The organism is Pseudomonas sp. DL, assembly GCF_047199225.1.
Taxonomy (GTDB): Bacteria; Pseudomonadota; Gammaproteobacteria; order Pseudomonadales; family Pseudomonadaceae; genus Pseudomonas; species Pseudomonas aeruginosa.
Map to the genome: position 1 here is coordinate 3,407,421 of NZ_CP178323.1, position 15,134 is coordinate 3,422,554.

At 68.8% G+C, this 15,134-nt stretch carries 15 protein-coding genes; 2 read left to right on the forward strand and 13 right to left on the reverse strand.

The features are described 5' to 3' along the window. Positions 1–17: 17 nt before the first annotated feature. The 10 genes from ACI766_RS15770 to pedF form a co-directional block, all read right to left on the reverse strand. Positions 18–1,712, reverse strand: a complete 1,695-nt coding sequence (locus ACI766_RS15770; RefSeq protein ID WP_003106469.1) for a NahK/ErcS family hybrid sensor histidine kinase/response regulator — start codon at positions 1,710–1,712, stop codon at positions 18–20. Beyond that, positions 1,696–2,859 carry an alcohol dehydrogenase-like regulatory protein ErcA gene (gene ercA / locus ACI766_RS15775; RefSeq protein WP_003088548.1) on the reverse strand — a complete coding sequence of 388 codons (1,164 nt, stop codon included), beginning with the start codon at positions 2,857–2,859 and terminating at the stop codon, positions 1,696–1,698. The genes ACI766_RS15770 and ercA overlap by 17 nt, the downstream gene beginning before the upstream one ends. An 85-nt stretch (positions 2,860–2,944) precedes the next feature. Further along, a complete protein-coding gene (locus ACI766_RS15780) occupies positions 2,945–4,771 on the reverse strand; it encodes an alpha/beta hydrolase family protein (RefSeq protein WP_023123282.1) in 1,827 nt (608 codons plus the stop codon). A gap of 4 nt (positions 4,772–4,775) precedes the next feature. Then, on the reverse strand, positions 4,776–5,921 hold the full coding sequence (gene pqqE, locus ACI766_RS15785; RefSeq protein ID WP_003119136.1) for a pyrroloquinoline quinone biosynthesis protein PqqE: 1,146 nt from the start codon (positions 5,919–5,921) through the stop codon (positions 4,776–4,778). Continuing rightward, complete coding sequence (gene pqqD, locus ACI766_RS15790; protein ID WP_003088542.1) at positions 5,893–6,171, reverse strand: pyrroloquinoline quinone biosynthesis peptide chaperone PqqD; 279 nt, start codon at positions 6,169–6,171, stop codon at positions 5,893–5,895. The genes pqqE and pqqD overlap by 29 nt, the downstream gene beginning before the upstream one ends. After that, entirely contained in the window at positions 6,168–6,920 is a 753-nt protein-coding gene (gene pqqC / locus ACI766_RS15795) for a pyrroloquinoline-quinone synthase PqqC (RefSeq protein WP_003111679.1), read from the reverse strand. Before pqqC ends, pqqD begins: the two co-directional genes overlap by 4 nt. Before the next feature lie 9 nt (positions 6,921–6,929). Beyond that, positions 6,930–7,844, reverse strand: coding sequence for a pyrroloquinoline quinone biosynthesis protein PqqB (gene pqqB / locus ACI766_RS15800; RefSeq protein WP_003106464.1), 915 nt, complete (start codon positions 7,842–7,844; stop codon positions 6,930–6,932). Between the two features lie 52 nt (positions 7,845–7,896). Continuing rightward, entirely contained in the window at positions 7,897–7,968 is a 72-nt protein-coding gene (gene pqqA, locus ACI766_RS15805; protein WP_003106462.1) for a pyrroloquinoline quinone precursor peptide PqqA, read from the reverse strand. Between the two features lie 357 nt (positions 7,969–8,325). Continuing rightward, on the reverse strand, positions 8,326–9,846 hold the full coding sequence (locus tag ACI766_RS15810; protein WP_003117412.1) for an aldehyde dehydrogenase family protein: 1,521 nt from the start codon (positions 9,844–9,846) through the stop codon (positions 8,326–8,328). Positions 9,847–9,932: 86 nt separating this feature from the next. Continuing rightward, complete coding sequence (gene pedF, locus ACI766_RS15815; protein WP_003107652.1) at positions 9,933–10,370, reverse strand: cytochrome c-550 PedF; 438 nt, start codon at positions 10,368–10,370, stop codon at positions 9,933–9,935. A 312-nt stretch (positions 10,371–10,682) separates the two neighbouring features. Between pedF and exaA the strand changes: the two genes are divergently transcribed. Together exaA and ACI766_RS15825 are read left to right on the forward strand one after the other, a co-directional pair. Beyond that, positions 10,683–12,554, forward strand: a complete 1,872-nt coding sequence (exaA, locus tag ACI766_RS15820) for a quinoprotein ethanol dehydrogenase (RefSeq protein ID WP_003088524.1) — start codon at positions 10,683–10,685, stop codon at positions 12,552–12,554. 53 nt (positions 12,555–12,607) lie between these two features. Further along, positions 12,608–13,255: a pentapeptide repeat-containing protein gene (locus tag ACI766_RS15825; protein WP_003088520.1), complete on the forward strand. Its 648-nt coding sequence runs from the start codon at positions 12,608–12,610 to the stop codon at positions 13,253–13,255. Positions 13,256–13,280: 25 nt separating this feature from the next. Here the strand turns inward: ACI766_RS15825 and ACI766_RS15830 are convergent, their stop codons facing one another. From ACI766_RS15830 to ACI766_RS15840, 3 genes are read right to left on the reverse strand one after another with little or no spacing between them, the layout of a single operon-like run. Then, the gene (locus ACI766_RS15830; protein WP_003124732.1) at positions 13,281–13,958 is read right to left on the reverse strand and encodes a response regulator transcription factor; all 678 of its coding nucleotides are present in this window, start codon (positions 13,956–13,958) and stop codon (positions 13,281–13,283) included. Between the two features lie 12 nt (positions 13,959–13,970). Next, positions 13,971–14,621, reverse strand: a complete 651-nt coding sequence (locus ACI766_RS15835) for a sensor histidine kinase (protein ID WP_003107757.1) — start codon at positions 14,619–14,621, stop codon at positions 13,971–13,973. A gap of 8 nt (positions 14,622–14,629) precedes the next feature. Further along, positions 14,630–14,770 (reverse strand): hypothetical protein, encoded by a 141-nt coding sequence (locus ACI766_RS15840; RefSeq protein WP_003088510.1) that lies wholly within the window; start codon positions 14,768–14,770, stop codon positions 14,630–14,632. Between the last annotated feature and the right edge of the window lie 364 nt (positions 14,771–15,134).

A 15,134-nucleotide genomic window follows, 5' to 3' on the forward strand; every position in this document is an offset into this window, starting at 1 on the left:
AGGCGGCGGTACGCGTTCTAGAGCTCGCCGAGCAAGGCGCTCAGGGCCGCGCGCAGCTTGCCGGGCTTCAGCGGCTTGTTGAGCAGCGGCACGCCCAGGCGGGCCAGCGCGCGGCGGCAATCGTCGCTGCGGTCGGCGGTGATCATCACCGCGGCGATCTCCGCGCCGTAGTCCTCGCGCAAGGCGCCCAGCAACTGGCAACCGGTAGCGCCGTGGTCCAGGTGGTAGTCGACCAGGATCGCATCCGGCGCGCGGCCATCGAGCGCCTTGCGCGCGCCTTCCAGGTCGGTGGCGGTAAGCACCTCGCAGCCCCACTGGCCGAGCAGCGCGGACATGCTGAAGAGAATCTCGGTCTCGTTGTCCACCACCAGCAGCCGCCGTCCCGGCAGCGGATCACCAGCCGAAACCCGCGCAATCGCCTCGCCGGGTGCTGGCCGCGCCGGCTTGCGGACCAGCGGCACCTCGATGGCGAACAGCGAGCCTCGGCCTGGAGTCGAATGCACCTCGATGCGGTAGCCGAGGATGCCGGCGATACGGTCGACGATGGCCAGCCCGAGTCCGACGCCACGGCGCTCGGAAGCGCGCCCGGCGTCCAGTTGGTTGAACTCGAGGAAGATCGCCTGCAACTGGTCGGCGGGGATGCCCCGGCCAGTGTCCCACACCTCCAGGCGTACCTTGCCGCCACGCCGGCGCGCCCCCAGCAGCACGCTGCCGCGCTCGGTGTAGCGGCAGGCGTTGCTGAGCAAGTTGCGCAGGATCCGCGACAGCAGGCGCGCGTCGGTGCGCACTGCCAGTCGCGGGATCCGCGCACGCAGGGCCAGGCCGGCGGCACGCGCGACTTCCTCGAACTCCGAGGCCAGCGGAGCGAGCAGTTCGTCGAGGGAATAGTCGTCCAGGTCCGGACGGATCGCGCTCTGGTCGAGCCGGGCGATTTCCAGCAGGTCGGTGAGCAAGGTCTCGGCACCTTCCAGGGCCAGGTGGGTGCGCTCCACCAGTTGCAGTTCGGCGGCCGGCAGGCCCCGTTCGCGCAGGGTGTCGACCAGCAGCCGCGCCGCGTTGAGCGGTTGCAGCAGGTCGTGGCTGGCGGCGGCGAGGTACTTGTCCTTGCTGTGGTTGGCGGCTTCGGCGGCGTCGCGCGCCTGGCGCAACTGGCGGTTGAGCTCTTCCAGCTCGTGGGTGCGCTCGGCTACCCGCCGCTCCAGCTCCTCGTTCATGGTCTGCAGGCGCTGCTGGGCCTGGACCCGCTCGGTGATGTCGGCGACGAAACCTTCGACCAATTCTTCCTCGTCGTGCCTGAGCAGCAGGTTCATCAATACCTCGATGTGACTGCCGTCCCTGCGCCAGAGGCGCGTCTCGTAGCCGAACAGGCCGCCGCGCTCGCGCAGCAGCGCGCGGATCCGTCGCATCTCGGCCTCGCCGCCGACGAACAGTTGCCCGGCCATGTCCTCCAGCGACCAGAGCACCTGTTGCGGATCGTCGTAGCCGAGCATCTGCGCCAGCGCCGGATTGGCGGCGCGCAGCCCCTGGCCGAGGCTGGCCTGGAAGATGCCGTGCACCGCGTGCTCGAACAGCCATTTGTAGCGGTTGCGCTCGGCCTCCAGCTCCTCCAGGCGCGCCAGCAGCTCCGGGTAGTGGCTCTTGCGCGCGGAGTGGCTGCCCAGGCCGAGTAACCCGGCCAGGGCCTCCTGCTGCTGCTCAGAGGGCCTCGCCATAGACCACCTCGACATCGCGCTGGCTCGACTCGCGCGGGTTGGTAAGGATGCACGGGTCCTGCATCGCGTGGCGCGAGAGGAAAGGAATGTCGGAGCTGCCGACCCCGTGCAGGGCGAGGCTCTCGTGAAAACCCACGGCGTGCTTGAAGGCGATCAGGTGGTCCACCAGGCGCTGGCGGACCTGCCCCTGGGTCAGACCGCGGCAATCGATGCCGAAGGTCTCGGCGATCACCTTGAAGCGTTCCGGCGCGGCGCTGTAGTTGAACGCCACCACGTGTTCGACCAGCGCCGCGTTGCACAGGCCGTGGGGCAGGTCGAGATAGCCGCCTAGGCTGTGCGACATGGCATGCACCGCGCCGAGGATGGCGTTGGAGAAGGCCAGCCCGGCCTGCATGCTCCCGAGCATGATCTTCTCGCGCAGGGCGATGTCGCCGGGATTGGCGATCATCTGTACCAGATTGCCATCGATCAGGCGCATCGCTTCCAGCGCGTGGGGATCGGTCAGCGGCCCGTGGCCGGTGGAGACGAACGCCTCGATGGCGTGTACCAGTGCATCGATGCCGGTACAGGCGGAAAGGAAGGGATCCATGGTCAACGTGGTTTCCGGGTCGATCAGCGAGACGTCAGGCACAACCGCCTTGCTCACCACGGAGAACTTCATGCGCTCGTCCTGGTTGGAAATGATCACGAACTGCGAGACGTCCGCCGAAGTCCCGGCGGTGGTCGGGATCAGGATCAGCGGCGGACTCGGCACCCGCAGCCGGTCGACGCCTTCGAACTCGAGGATGCTGCGGCCATGGGCGGCGACGATGCCGATGCCCTTGGCGCAATCCATCGGGCTGCCGCCGCCCACCGCGACGATCACATTGCAGCCCTCGCTGCGATAGAACTCGGCGCCGAGCATCACCTCGTCGACCCGGGGGTTGGGCGAAACGTCGGTATACAGGCAGTAGTCGATGCCCTGCCCCTCCAGGCTTGCCTGGATGTCGGCGACCCAGCCGGCGGCGAGCACGCCGGGGTCGGAGACCAGCAGGACCTTGCGCGCACCGAAGGTCTTCACGTAGTTGGCGACGCTGTGCCGGCAGCCGGCGCCGAAGATGATCTCGGGCGAGACGAATTTACGCAGTTGGCTGAGGTCGTGGCTCATCTGACAGACCATTCTTATTGTTATCGGACATTGCCGGCAGCCTACTGCATTCGTCGGTTATTGCAATGCGACCTTGGCGGCCCTTTCAATCCTCCAGCAGGCCCAGGTAGAAGCGCCATTCCGCCAGCAGCGCATGGGCGCGATTGGCCGGCTGGCGGAAACCGTGGCGCTCCTGCGGATAGCGGTGGCACTCCACGCGCACGCCGCTGCGCCGCAGGCCGGCGACCATCGCCTCGGTCTGCTCCGGCACCACCACCGCGTCGAGCCCGCCCTGGAAGAACACTACCGGCGCGCGGATACGCCCGACCTGAAGCACCGGGCTGCGCACCAGGTAGCGACGGCGCTGGCGCAGCGGGTCGCCAATCAGCCAGTCGAGGTAGTCACCCTCGAACTTGTGGGTGCAACGCGCCAGTGCCAACGGATCGCTGACCCCATAGAGACTGGCGCCGCCGCGCAGGCCATCGAGGCAAGCCAGGGCGCGCAACGCGCTGTAGCCTCCGGCGCTGGCGCCACGGACGAAGACCCGGGCGCGGTCGATCCGTCCCTCCGCGTCCAGCTGCGCCAGCACGGCCTCGATATCGCGCAACTCCAGGCGCCCCCACTGGCCGCGCAAGCGCTGCCGATAGGCGCGGCCGTAGCCGCTGCTGCCCCGGTAGTTCAGCGCGGCCACGGCGAAACCGCGCTGGGTCCAGAACTGCAGGCCGGCATCGAACGCCGGCGAATGCATCGAGGTCGGTCCGCCATGCAGCCACACCAGCAGCGGCGGTGGTCGTCGGGGATCGACGCGGCGGCGGGCATTGCGCGGCGGATAGAAGAAACCGTGGCCGTTTTCGCCGTTGCCCAGCCCATAGACGAAGGCCTGCGGATGCGACAGGTCGTCCTCCGCCAGCGGTCGCTCGCCGCCACGCAGCACCTCGACACGCAGCTCGTCGCGATGGATCGCCAGCAGCGCCGGCAGGCGCCCGGCCGCCGCCGCGATGCAGTAGAACGCCCGGGCATCCGCGGCCAGTCCGGCGAACCGGTTCCAGTCCGCGGCCAGGCGCCGCTCGCTGCCGTCCGCTTCGCGCAGGAACAGTTGCCCGCCGCCGGCCTCGACGCGACTGAGCAGCAGCCTTCCCTCTCCCAGCGGCAGGTAGCTGCAAGCGCCCAATTGCCAGGGCGCGCCAGCGTGGTCGGCATCGGCGAAGCGGCCGGCCAACGCTACCTCGGCGCAGGGACGCCACCAGCCGTCGCGGTCGCTCAGCCAGTGAAGGCGGCCGGCGGGATCGAAGCGTGGTTGCTGGATCGACTCGCCGCCTCCGGCTCCGGCCAGGCAGCGCGTACGCCCATTCTCCGCCAGGCCCAGGCGGGTCTCGGTCCAGGGCTGGTGCGGACGGTCCCATTCGATCCAGGCCAGCCGCCGCCCCTGGCCGGCGGCACGCGGCGCGGCGTAGAAATCGGCGCCCTCGACCAGCACCCGGCGCGCGCCATCGGCGTCCAGGCGCACGATGCGATGCACGACCCCGGTCGGCCCATGGCTCTCTTCCACCGCCAGCAGGGCATCCCAGGCATCGACGTAGGCCAGGTCGCCGTAGCGACACTGCGCCCCGCCGCCCAGCACTTGGGCTGCGCGGCCCGCTCGCCAGCGGCGTACCTGCTGGTCGGTTTCGTCGACCCAGGCCAGCCCGTCGAGCGTCACGCAGCAGGCGCCGCCGCCGTACTCGTAGACCCGGCTGCGCACCGAGCCGTCCGGCGCGGTGGGCTCCTCCAGCACGCCGTCGCGCCACAGGTACAGGCGCGAGCGCGCGCTGGCCGGATCGAATTCCACCCAGGCCAGCCCACCATGGGCCGCCTTCAGCTCGCTGAAATCGCGCCCGGCGGCCACCGCGCGCTCGGCGCTCCAGTCGCTCGGCCAGCCGCCGTAGTCGACCATTGCCTCAGGCCTTGCAGATCAGGCGTGACGCGCGCTGGTTGCGCCAGGTCAGCGCGTCCAGGCCAAGCGGCGCCTCCTCGGCCTGGCGACGGGCCGCGAGGATCAGGTCGTGCCGTGCCGACTTGGCGCAGACCGGGTCGGTGGCGTCGGCATCGCCGGTGAGGAGGAACGCCTGGCAGCGGCAGCCGCCGTGGTCCCTCTCCTTCTCCTCGCAGGAACGGCAGGGTTCGGGCATCCAGGCGTCGCCGCGGTAACGGTTGAAGCCGAACGATTCGTACCAGATGTGGCGCAGGCTGTGCTCGCGCACGTTGGGAAACTGCACCGGCAATTGCCGCGCGCTGTGACACGGCAGCGCGGTGCCGTCGGGGGTGATGTCGAGGAATACGCTGGCCCAGCCGCCCATGCAGGCCTTCGGCCGTTCCTCGTAGTAGTCGGGGGTGACGAAGATCAGCTTGCACGGGTTGCCTTCGGCGGCCAGCCGCTGGCGGTATTCGGCGGTGATCCGCTCGGCGCGCTCCAGTTGGGCGCGGGTCGGCAGCAGCCCGGCACGGTTCAGCGCGGCCCAGCCGTAGAACTGGCAAGTGGCGAGTTCGACGTAATCGGCTTCCAGCTCGATGCACAGCTGGATGATCCGCTCGATGTTGTCGATGTTGTGCCGGTGGGTGACGAAGTTGAGCACCATCGGATAGCCGTGCGCCTTCACCGCGCGGGCCATCGCCAGTTTCTGGGCGAAGGCCTTGCGTGAGCCGGCGAGCAGGTTGTTCACTTCTTCGTCGGCGGCCTGGAAGCTGATCTGCACGTGGTCCAGCCCGGCCTCGGCGAAGCGCGCCAGGCGTGCCTCGTCGAGGCCGATGCCGGAGGTGATCAGGTTGGTGTAGAAGCCCAGGCCGCGCCCTGCCTCGATCAGTTCGGCGAGGTCCTGGCGCAGCAGCGGCTCGCCGCCGGAGAAACCGAGCTGTGCGGCGCCCAGCTCGCGAGCCTGGCGGAACACCTCGATCCATTCCGCGGTACTCAGCTCGGCGCCCTCGCGGGCGAATTCCAGCGGGTTCGAGCAGTACGGGCACTGCAACGGACAGCGATAGGTCAGCTCGGCCAGCAGCCAGAGCGGCGGCCCCACGCTTTCACTGCAGCTCGATCCAGAATTGCGCATGGGCCACCTCGAGGAACGCCAGGATGTCTTCGTCTATGCCGGGGACTTCGGGGAAACGCTCGCGCAGCGCCGCGACGATGGCCGCCACGTCGCGGCGGCCATCGACCAGCTTGAGGATTTCCCCGGCGCTGTCGTTGAGCTTGACCATGCCTTCGGGGTAGAGCAGCACATGGCAGTCCTGGGCCGGTTCGAACTGGAAGCGGAAGCCCCGGCGCAGCATCGGCACGCTGTCGAGCGACGGCAGGCTCATGATGCCAGCCCCCGATGCCAGACCCGCTCGCGGGTCACCGTGTGGTACGGCGGGCGTTCGAGTTCGTAGGCCATGCTCATCGCGTCGAGCATGCTCCACAACACGTCCAGCTTGAATTGCAGGATATCCAGCATGCGTTCCTGTGCCTCGCGGGTCCGATAGTGCTCCAGGGTGATCCGCAGGCCGTGCTCGACGTCGCGCCGGGCCTGGGCCAGGCGACTGCGGAAATACTCGTAGCCGGCCGCCTCGATCCACGGATAGTGGCGCGGCCAGCTGTCCAGCCGCGACTGGTGGATCTGCGGGGCGAAGAGTTCGGTCAGCGAACTGCTCGCCGCCTCCTGCCAACTGGCGCGACGGGCGAAGTTGACGTAGGCGTCGACGGCGAAGCGCACGCCGGGCAGCACCCGCTCCTCGGACAGCACCTGCTCGCGCTCCAGGCCCACCGCTTCCGCCAGACGCAGCCAGGCCTCGATGCCGCCCGCCTCGCCGGGGGCGCCGTCGTGGTCGAGGATACGCTGGATCCACTCGCGGCGGACCTCGCGGTCGGGACAGTTGGCCAGGATCGCCGCGTCCTTCAGCGGGATGTTGACCTGGTAGTAGAAACGGTTCGCCACCCAGCCCTGGATCTGTTCGCGACTGGCACGGCCCTCGTACATCGCGACATGGAACGGATGGTGGATATGGTAGTAGCGTCCCTTGTCGCGCAGCGCCCGTTCGAATTCGGCGCGATCCATGGCGGCACGGCTCATGTTGGCCCCCTACAGCTGGATGTGCATGCCATCCCAGGCCACTTCGATGCCGCTGGCATCCAGTTCGGCGCGTTCGGCCGAAGCGGTGTCGAGGATGGGATTGGTGTTGTTGATGTGGATGAGCACCTTGCGCGCGGCCGGCACCTTCGCCAGCACCTCGAGCATGCCGCCCGGCCCGCTCTGCGCCAGGTGCCCCATCTGCCGGCCGAGCTTGTCGCCGACCTCGCAGACCAGCATCTCGTCATCGCGCCAGAGCGTACCGTCCACCAGCAGGCAGTCGGCGCGGCGCATCCATTCGAGCAGCGCCTCGTCCACCTCGCCGAGGCCCGGCGCATAGAACAGGGTACCGGCGCTATCGAGGTCCTCGACGAACAGGCCGATGTTGTCGCCCGGATGGGGGTCGCCGCGATGCGGGGAATACGGCGGCGCGCTGCTGCGCAGGGGGATCGCGGTGAAGCGCAGGCGCGGACAGGCCGGAATGGCGAAAGGCTCGCCATCGAGGGCGATCGGCCGATGGCGCAGGCCGCCGTTCCAGTGGGAAAGCATGGGGAACAGCGGGAAGCCTTCGCTGAGGTCCTGGTGGACCATCTGCGTGCACCAGACTTCGTGCGGGCAGCCTTCGCGCAGGCTGAGCAGGCCGGTGGTGTGGTCGATCTGGCTGTCGAGCAGGACGATCGCGCCGATCGCCGTATCGCGCGGCCGACGCGCCGGCTGGAGGGCCGGGAAGGCGGCGATCTGGGCACGGATGTCGGGCGAGGCGTTGCAGAGGATCCAGCGCTCGCCGTCGTCGGACAGGGCGATGGAGGATTGCGTGCGTGGCTGGGCCGCTACGCTGCCGTCGCGGACCCCGCGACAGTTGCGGCAGTTGCAGTTCCACTGGGGGAAGCCGCCGCCGGCGGCCGAACCGAGAATACGGATGTGCATGGGTCTGCCCCGCGGGCTGGAGGGAGGCCCCGGAAGACCGGGGCCGAACGGATCAGCGGTTGGCGAAGTAGAGGGTCACTTCGAAACCGAGACGCAGGTCGGTGAAGCTGGGCTTGGTCCACATGGGGTCGATCCTCTCTGGTGGGGCCGGGCGATTCCGGCAGGTCGAGTTAAACATCAGCGGGGCTCGCTCCGAATGAGACTTTCGAAGGAGTTTTCCCCCTGATTTGGTAGGGACTGCCTGTCCCGCTCAAGGTTCGCCGGGAGAACGCCGTTGCGCCCCCCTGGTTCGCCCTGGTGCAGGGCAGAAGCCTAGTCCATGCAGGGGCGGCGGCGAGGCGAAAAAAAAGACGCGGCCAGGGCCGCGTCGCGCCAGAACCCGCCATGGGGAAAGCCGCGTCGGGACGCGGGACGAGCGCACCCGCAGGTGCCTTGGCGGAAAGGCCGCGGGTCGGAGCGATCCGCGGCGGCTGAGGACCGCTCAGAAGAAGCCCAGCGGGTTGATGTCGTAGCTCACCAGCAGGTTCTTGGTCTGCTGGTAGTGGTCGAGCATCATCTTGTGCGTCTCGCGACCGACGCCGGACTTCTTGTAGCCGCCGAACGCGGCGTGGGCCGGGTACAGGTGGTAGCAGTTGGTCCACACGCGACCGGCCTTGATCCCGCGACCCATGCGGTAGGCGCGGTTGATGTCGCGGGTCCAGAGGCCGGCGCCAAGGCCGTACTCGGTGTCGTTGGCGATGGCCAGGGCCTCGGCTTCGTCCTTGAAGGTGGTGACGCCGACCACCGGGCCGAAGATTTCCTCCTGGAACACGCGCATGCCGTTGTGCCCCTTGAGCAGGGTCGGCTGGATGTAGTAGCCGCTGGCCAGGTTGCCTTCGAGCTTCTCGACGCTGCCGCCGGCGAGCAGCTCGGCGCCTTCCTGCTGGGCGATGTCGAGGTAGGAGAGGATCTTCTCGTACTGCTGCTGGGAAGCCTGGGCGCCGACCATGGTCTCGGTGTCCAGCGGGTCGCCGCGCTTGATCGCCCTGACCTTTTTCAGCACCTCTTCCATGAACGCCGGGTAGATCGACTCCTGGACCAGCGCGCGGGACGGGCAGGTGCACACCTCGCCCTGGTTGAAGAAGGCCAGCACCAGGCCCTCGGCGGCCTTCTCGATGAACGCCGGCTCGGCCTGCATGATGTCTTCGAAATAGATGTTCGGGCTCTTGCCGCCCAGCTCGACGGTGGAGGGAATGATGTTCTCCGCCGCGCACTTGAGGATGTGCGAGCCGACCGGGGTGGAACCGGTGAAGGCGATCTTGGCGATGCGCTTGCTGGTGGCCAGGGCCTCGCCGGCCTCCCTGCCGAAGCCCTGGACGACGTTGAGCACGCCCGGCGGCAGCAGGTCGCCGATGAGTTCCAGCAGCACGCAGATGCCCAGCGGGGTCTGCTCGGCCGGCTTGAGCACCACGCAGTTGCCGGCGGCCAGCGCCGGGGCCAGCTTCCAGGCGGCCATCAGCAGCGGGAAGTTCCACGGGATGATCTGCCCGACCACGCCCAGCGGCTCATGGATGTGGTAGGCCACGGTGCTGTCGTTGATCTCGGCAGCGGAGCCTTCCTGGGCGCGGATGCAGCCGGCGAAGTAGCGGAAGTGGTCGGCGGCCAGGGGGATGTCGGCGTTGAGGGTCTCGCGCACGGCCTTGCCGTTGTCCCAGGTCTCGGTGACGGCGAGCAGTTCCAGGTTCTGCTCGATGCGGTCGGCGATCTTCAGCAGGATGTTCGAGCGCTCCTGCACCGAGGTGCGGCCCCAGGCGTCGGCGGCGGCGTGGGCGGCGTCGAGGGCCTTGTCGATGTCCTCGGCGGTGGAACGGGGGAACTCGGCGATCGGCTGGCCGTTCACCGGCGAGGTGTTGGTGAAGTACTGGCCCTTGACCGGAGGCACGAACTCGCCGCCGATGTAGTTGCCGTAGCGAGGCTTGAAGGTAACGACGGCACCGGGGGTTCCGGGCGCTGCGTAGATCATGGCGAAGCTCTCCTGTGTGGTCGTTCCGCCGTGGCGCGGCGGACTCGTGCAAGGGCGCCGCGGTCGGCGGCGAAGGGTCGGGCGCGTCACTCGTCGACGTGCACGCTTTCCAGATAGCTGCGGATCGCCCAGAGGCCTTCCTGGCTGATGAAGTCGGCCATCTTCGGCATGTACACCGCGCCATCGCGCACCGCGCCGTTGATGACCCGCTCCTTGAACCATTCGTCGCCCTCGGCGCCGGTCTCCAGCAGGCGCAGGTCCGGGGCGATGCCGCCGGACTTGGCTTCCAGGCCGTGGCAGCGCGCGCAGTTCTGGTTGTAGGCGGAGGCGCCGATCTCGACGGCGAGGTCGTGCTTGGCGTAGGGCTTGCGGTAGGGGTTGGTGTCGCGCCATTCCTTGCCCAGCGGCTCGAGTCCCTTGGTGTCCACTGCCTGGGGGGTCACATCGCCGTGGGCCAGCGCCAGGCTCGAGAGGCTGAGACCGGCCAGCACCAGCAGGCCGCGCAAGGCGTTGTTCTTGTTCATCACTTCATTCCTCCGGGGAGACAGGACAAGGCACGGGCGCCAAACGGCGCTCATCGCCATCCTAGGAAGCTCCGCCGCGCGCCCGAATCCTGCTTTGGGCGTCCTCGCCTACTCCCTTCGGAGTAGAGCCTCGGAAGGCCTTACGCGGGGCTTTGGCAGCAAGTCCAAGTCATGCCCCGTCCGGGAAGTCTTCCCGGACGAATCGGGCGATCTTCCGTTCCCGTCGGCGCGCCCCGCTTCCACCATGAAGCCGCCGCGGCCCGAGCAGCGGCCTGCCGTTTCTCGACCCTCACTCCAAACGGGAACCCGATCATGACAACAAGAACCTCACCCGCCCCTGCCGGCCTCCTGCGCCCGAGCCTGCACTGCCTCGCCTTCGCCGTCGCCCTGGGCAGCGCTGGCGCCGCGCTGGCCAAGGATGTGACCTGGGAGGACATCGCCAACGACGACAAGACCACCGGCGACGTGCTGCAGTACGGCATGGGCACCCACGCCCAGCGCTGGAGCCCGCTCAAGCAGGTCAACGCCGACAACGTGTTCAAGCTGACCCCGGCCTGGTCGTACTCCTTCGGCGACGAGAAACAGCGCGGCCAGGAGTCCCAGGCCATCGTCAGCGACGGCGTGATCTACGTGACCGCATCCTACTCGCGGCTGTTCGCCCTCGACGCGAAGACCGGCAAGCGCCTGTGGACCTACAACCACCGCCTGCCCGACGACATCCGCCCGTGCTGCGACGTGGTCAACCGCGGCGCCGCGATCTATGGCGACAAGGTGTTCTTCGGCACCCTCGACGCCTCGGTGGTGGCGCTGAACAAGAACACCGGCAAGGTGGTGTGGAAGAAGAAGTTCGCCGATCACGGCGCCGGCTACACCATGACTGGCGCGCCGACCATCGTGAAGGACGGCAAGACCGGCAAGGTCCTGCTGATCCACGGCAGTTCGGGCGACGAGTTCGGCGTGGTCGGCCGCCTGTTCGCCCGCGATCCGGATACCGGCGAGGAAATCTGGATGCGTCCCTTCGTCGAAGGCCACATGGGCCGCCTGAACGGCAAGGACAGCACGGTGACCGGCGACGTCAAGGCACCCTCCTGGCCGGACGATCGCAACTCGCCGACCGGCAAGGTCGAGTCGTGGAGCCACGGCGGCGGCGCTCCCTGGCAGAGCGCCAGCTTCGACGCCGAGACCAACACCATCATCGTCGGCGCCGGCAACCCCGGCCCGTGGAACACCTGGGCGCGCACCGCCAAGGGCGGCAACCCGCACGACTACGACAGCCTCTACACCTCCGGCCAGGTCGGGGTGGACCCGAGCAGCGGCGAGGTGAAGTGGTTCTACCAGCACACCCCCAACGACGCCTGGGACTTCTCCGGCAACAACGAACTGGTGCTGTTCGACTACAAGGCCAAGGACGGCAAGATCGTCAAGGCCACCGCCCACGCCGACCGCAACGGCTTCTTCTATGTGGTCGACCGCAGCAACGGCAAGTTGCAGAACGCCTTCCCCTTCGTCGACAACATCACCTGGGCCAGCCACATCGACCTGAAGACCGGCCGCCCGGTGGAGCGCGAGGGCCAGCGCCCGCCGCTGCCGGAACCGGGGCAGAAGCATGGCAAGGCGGTGGAAGTATCGCCGCCGTTCCTCGGCGGCAAGAACTGGAACCCGATGGCCTACAGCCAGGACACCGGCCTGTTCTACGTGCCGGCCAACCACTGGAAGGAAGACTACTGGACCGAGGAGGTCAGCTATACGAAGGGCAGCGCCTACCTTGGCATGGGCTTCCGGATCAAGCGCATGTACGACGACCACGTCGGCAGCCTGCGCGCCATGGACCCGGTCAGCGGCAAGGTGGTCTGGGAACACAAGGAACACCTGCCGCTCTGGGCCGGGGTGCTGGCCACCGCCGGCAACCTGGTGTTCACCGGCACCGGCGACGGCTACTTCAAGGCCTTCGACGCGAAGAGCGGCAAGGAGCTGTGGAAATTCCAGACCGGCAGCGGCATCGTCTCGCCACCGATCACCTGGGAACAGGACGGCGAGCAGTACCTCGGCGTGACCGTCGGCTACGGCGGCGCCGTGCCGCTGTGGGGCGGCGACATGGCCGACCTGACCCGGCCGGTGGCCCAGGGCGGTTCCTTCTGGGTATTCAAGCTGCCCAGCTGGGACAACCGCACCGCCAGCCGCTGATCCCCGCGCCGCGCCCTGCGAGGCGCGGCTTTCCCCGCCTGCGGAGTATCCCGATGAAGACCTTCCTCCTCTGCGCCGCCCTGCTCGGCGCCGGCCTGGCCCAGGCCGCCGACGACATCGACGACGTCCGCGTCATCGCCGGCTGCCGCCTGGAGCCCGGCGCGCGCTGCGCCAAGGCCGACCTGCGCGGCGCCGACCTGCGCAACCTCGACCTCGGCCGCATCGACCTGGCCGGCGCCGATCTCTCCGGCGCCGACCTGCGTCACGCCAGGCTCGACCTGGCCAACCTGGAAAAAGCCAACCTGCGTGGCGCCGACCTCACCCGCGCCAGCCTGCAGCAAGCCAACCTGCGCGGCGCCGACCTCTCCGGCGCCAGGGCGGTGGCGATCCAGGCCTGGGGCCTGTTCGCCCAGGGCGCCCAGTGGCAAGGCGCCGACCTCACCGCCGCCTACCTGGAGTTCGCCCGTCTCAGCGGCGGCCGCCTGCACCAGGCCACGTTGCGCGCCGCCGACCTGGAGATGACCTGGCTGTCCCGCGCCGATCTCAAGGGCGCCGACCTGCGCGACGCCAACCTGCAGGAAGTCAAGCTGGCCGAGGCCAACCTGGAAGATGCCGACCTGCGCGGCAGCAAGGTGCGCTTCGGCAACTTCCAGGGCAGCAACATGCAGGGTTGCAAGGATTGCCCCGCGGGCTGGCAGTGAAGCGCCGGACAGCAGCGACGGCCCCCTAGCCGAGGCTGCCGCGAGCCTCCTCGGCGAGCGGCAGCGGCAGGCCCAGCCGCAGCACGCCGCTGTCGATGGCCCGGTGCACCAGTTCCGCCTGGGTACTCACCTGCAACTTCTGCTTGAGCAGGCTGACATGGTTGGACACGGTCTTGGCGCTTACCCCCAGGTGCTCGGCCACCTCGCGCAGGGCCAGGCCACGCGCGAGCAGGCGGAAGATCTCGAACTCGCGACGGGTCAGCCCGCGCAACGCTGCCCCGCCCTGCTCTTCCCACGACTGGCAGGCCAGGCGCGTGGCCAGGGGCTGCTCCAGATAGAGCTGGCCGGCGAGCACTCGCCGTATCGCCTCCAGCAGCACCGTCGGCGCCGCGCGCTTGGTCACGTAGCCGCGGGCACCGGCATCCAGCGCCTGGCGCACCAGGGCCAGTTCGTCGTGGAGGCTGAAGAACAGCACGCGCAACTGCGGCAGGCGCTGGCGCAGCCGGCGAGTCAGTTCCAGGCCGCTGATGCCCGGCAGGCCGAGATCGACGATGACCAGCGAAGGAATTTCCCGCTGCACCGCCTGCAAGGCTTCTTCGCCGTCGCCGGCCTCGTTCACCTCCACGTCGGGGAGCAGCCCGCGCAACAGCGCGGCCAGCCCTTCGCGGACCACGAAATGATCGTCCACCAGCAGGATCTTCATCGTCCTCTCCTCTCAGTCGTCGCGTTCCAGCGGCATCCGCAGGCGCAACGCCAGGCCCTGTCCGGGACGGCTGCGCAGGCTCAGTTCAGCGCCCAGGCAGCGCGCGCGCTGGCGCATCGAGTCCAGGCCGAAGCCGGGTGCCGGGTCCGCCGCGCAGCCGCGACCGTCGTCGCGTACGCTCAGGTAGAGAAAGCCGCCACGGCATTGCAGGCGGATCCGCACGCGGCTGGCGCCGGCATGCCGGGCGACGTTGTTCAGCGCCTCCTGCAACAGGCGGTAGAGATGGGTCCCGGCCGCCGCATCCAGGGGCGGCAGCGGACCGCCCAGGCGCAGCTCGCAGGCGATGCCCTGGCCTTCCTGCCAGTCCGCCACGCAGGCGCGCAGCGCCTCGTCCAGCGACTGGCGTTGCAGGGCCGGCGGCGGTAGACCGCGCAGCAGCGCGCGGAAGCTGTCGTCCAGCCCCTGGCAGTAGCGCTCCAGGCGTGCCAGCGCCGGCTGCCCGTCGCCTGCCGTGCAGCGCAGCAACAACAGTTGGGTGCGGATGCCCGTCAGGTACTGGCCGATATCGTCATGCACCGCCTGGGCCAGCAAGCGCCGCTCGCGCTCCTGCACGGCGAGCAGCCAGCGGTACTCCGCCGGGCCGGCGGGTCGCAGGTCATCCATGGCGTGGCTCAGGGGGCGATCCGACAGGCCTGTCCGACGGCGCAGGCGGCAGGTCTTTCCTGGCCGAGGTGGCGGGAATAGAGGAAATCGAACCCGAGCAGGCTGAGGATCAGCAGGATGGGCAACACCAGGGTGACGGCGATGCGCATGGCGGCGACTCCTGTCCATTGTCGTTGTCGAGACATGCTAGGACGCGCGGAGCCACGGCGTGCTACTACCTTGGTACTGCCGGGCCGCTACTTTTGCGCGGCCACCCGCCTCCAGCCGCCCTTGCGGGCGCCGCCGATGCAGCAGGAGCGCTGCGCAAGCGCCTGGTCCTGCTACTTTGGTACTGGTTCACCCCTCCGGACGTCGAATTTCCAAAGCAGCGCGCCTGCCCTGTAATGACGCATACAAGAAGAAACGACGAGAAGCCGCCATGCCCCGCCTTGCCTTGCCCCGCGTAGCGCCCGACTACCCTGCGGCGGTCCCGCCGCAGTACCGAGTTTGCCTTCTCCGCCTACCCGGCCGCCG

Coding starts and splice junctions, on each gene's coding strand:
- ACI766_RS15770 (WP_003106469.1), bottom strand. CDS start 1,712: ATGGCGAGGCCCTCTGAGCAGCAGCAGGAGGCCCTGGCCGGGTTACTC.
- ercA (WP_003088548.1), bottom strand. CDS start 2,859: ATGAGCCACGACCTCAGCCAACTGCGTAAATTCGTCTCGCCCGAGATC.
- ACI766_RS15780 (WP_023123282.1), bottom strand. CDS start 4,771: ATGGTCGACTACGGCGGCTGGCCGAGCGACTGGAGCGCCGAGCGCGCG.
- pqqE (WP_003119136.1), bottom strand. CDS start 5,921: ATGCGCAATTCTGGATCGAGCTGCAGTGAAAGCGTGGGGCCGCCGCTC.
- pqqD (WP_003088542.1), bottom strand. CDS start 6,171: ATGAGCCTGCCGTCGCTCGACAGCGTGCCGATGCTGCGCCGGGGCTTC.
- pqqC (WP_003111679.1), bottom strand. CDS start 6,920: ATGAGCCGTGCCGCCATGGATCGCGCCGAATTCGAACGGGCGCTGCGC.
- pqqB (WP_003106464.1), bottom strand. CDS start 7,844: ATGCACATCCGTATTCTCGGTTCGGCCGCCGGCGGCGGCTTCCCCCAG.
- ACI766_RS15810 (WP_003117412.1), bottom strand. CDS start 9,846: ATGATCTACGCAGCGCCCGGAACCCCCGGTGCCGTCGTTACCTTCAAG.
- pedF (WP_003107652.1), bottom strand. CDS start 10,370: ATGAACAAGAACAACGCCTTGCGCGGCCTGCTGGTGCTGGCCGGTCTC.
- exaA (WP_003088524.1), top strand. CDS start 10,683: ATGACAACAAGAACCTCACCCGCCCCTGCCGGCCTCCTGCGCCCGAGC.
- ACI766_RS15825 (WP_003088520.1), top strand. CDS start 12,608: ATGAAGACCTTCCTCCTCTGCGCCGCCCTGCTCGGCGCCGGCCTGGCC.
- ACI766_RS15830 (WP_003124732.1), bottom strand. CDS start 13,958: ATGAAGATCCTGCTGGTGGACGATCATTTCGTGGTCCGCGAAGGGCTG.
- ACI766_RS15835 (WP_003107757.1), bottom strand. CDS start 14,621: ATGGATGACCTGCGACCCGCCGGCCCGGCGGAGTACCGCTGGCTGCTC.
- ACI766_RS15840 (WP_003088510.1), bottom strand. CDS start 14,770: ATGCGCATCGCCGTCACCCTGGTGTTGCCCATCCTGCTGATCCTCAGC.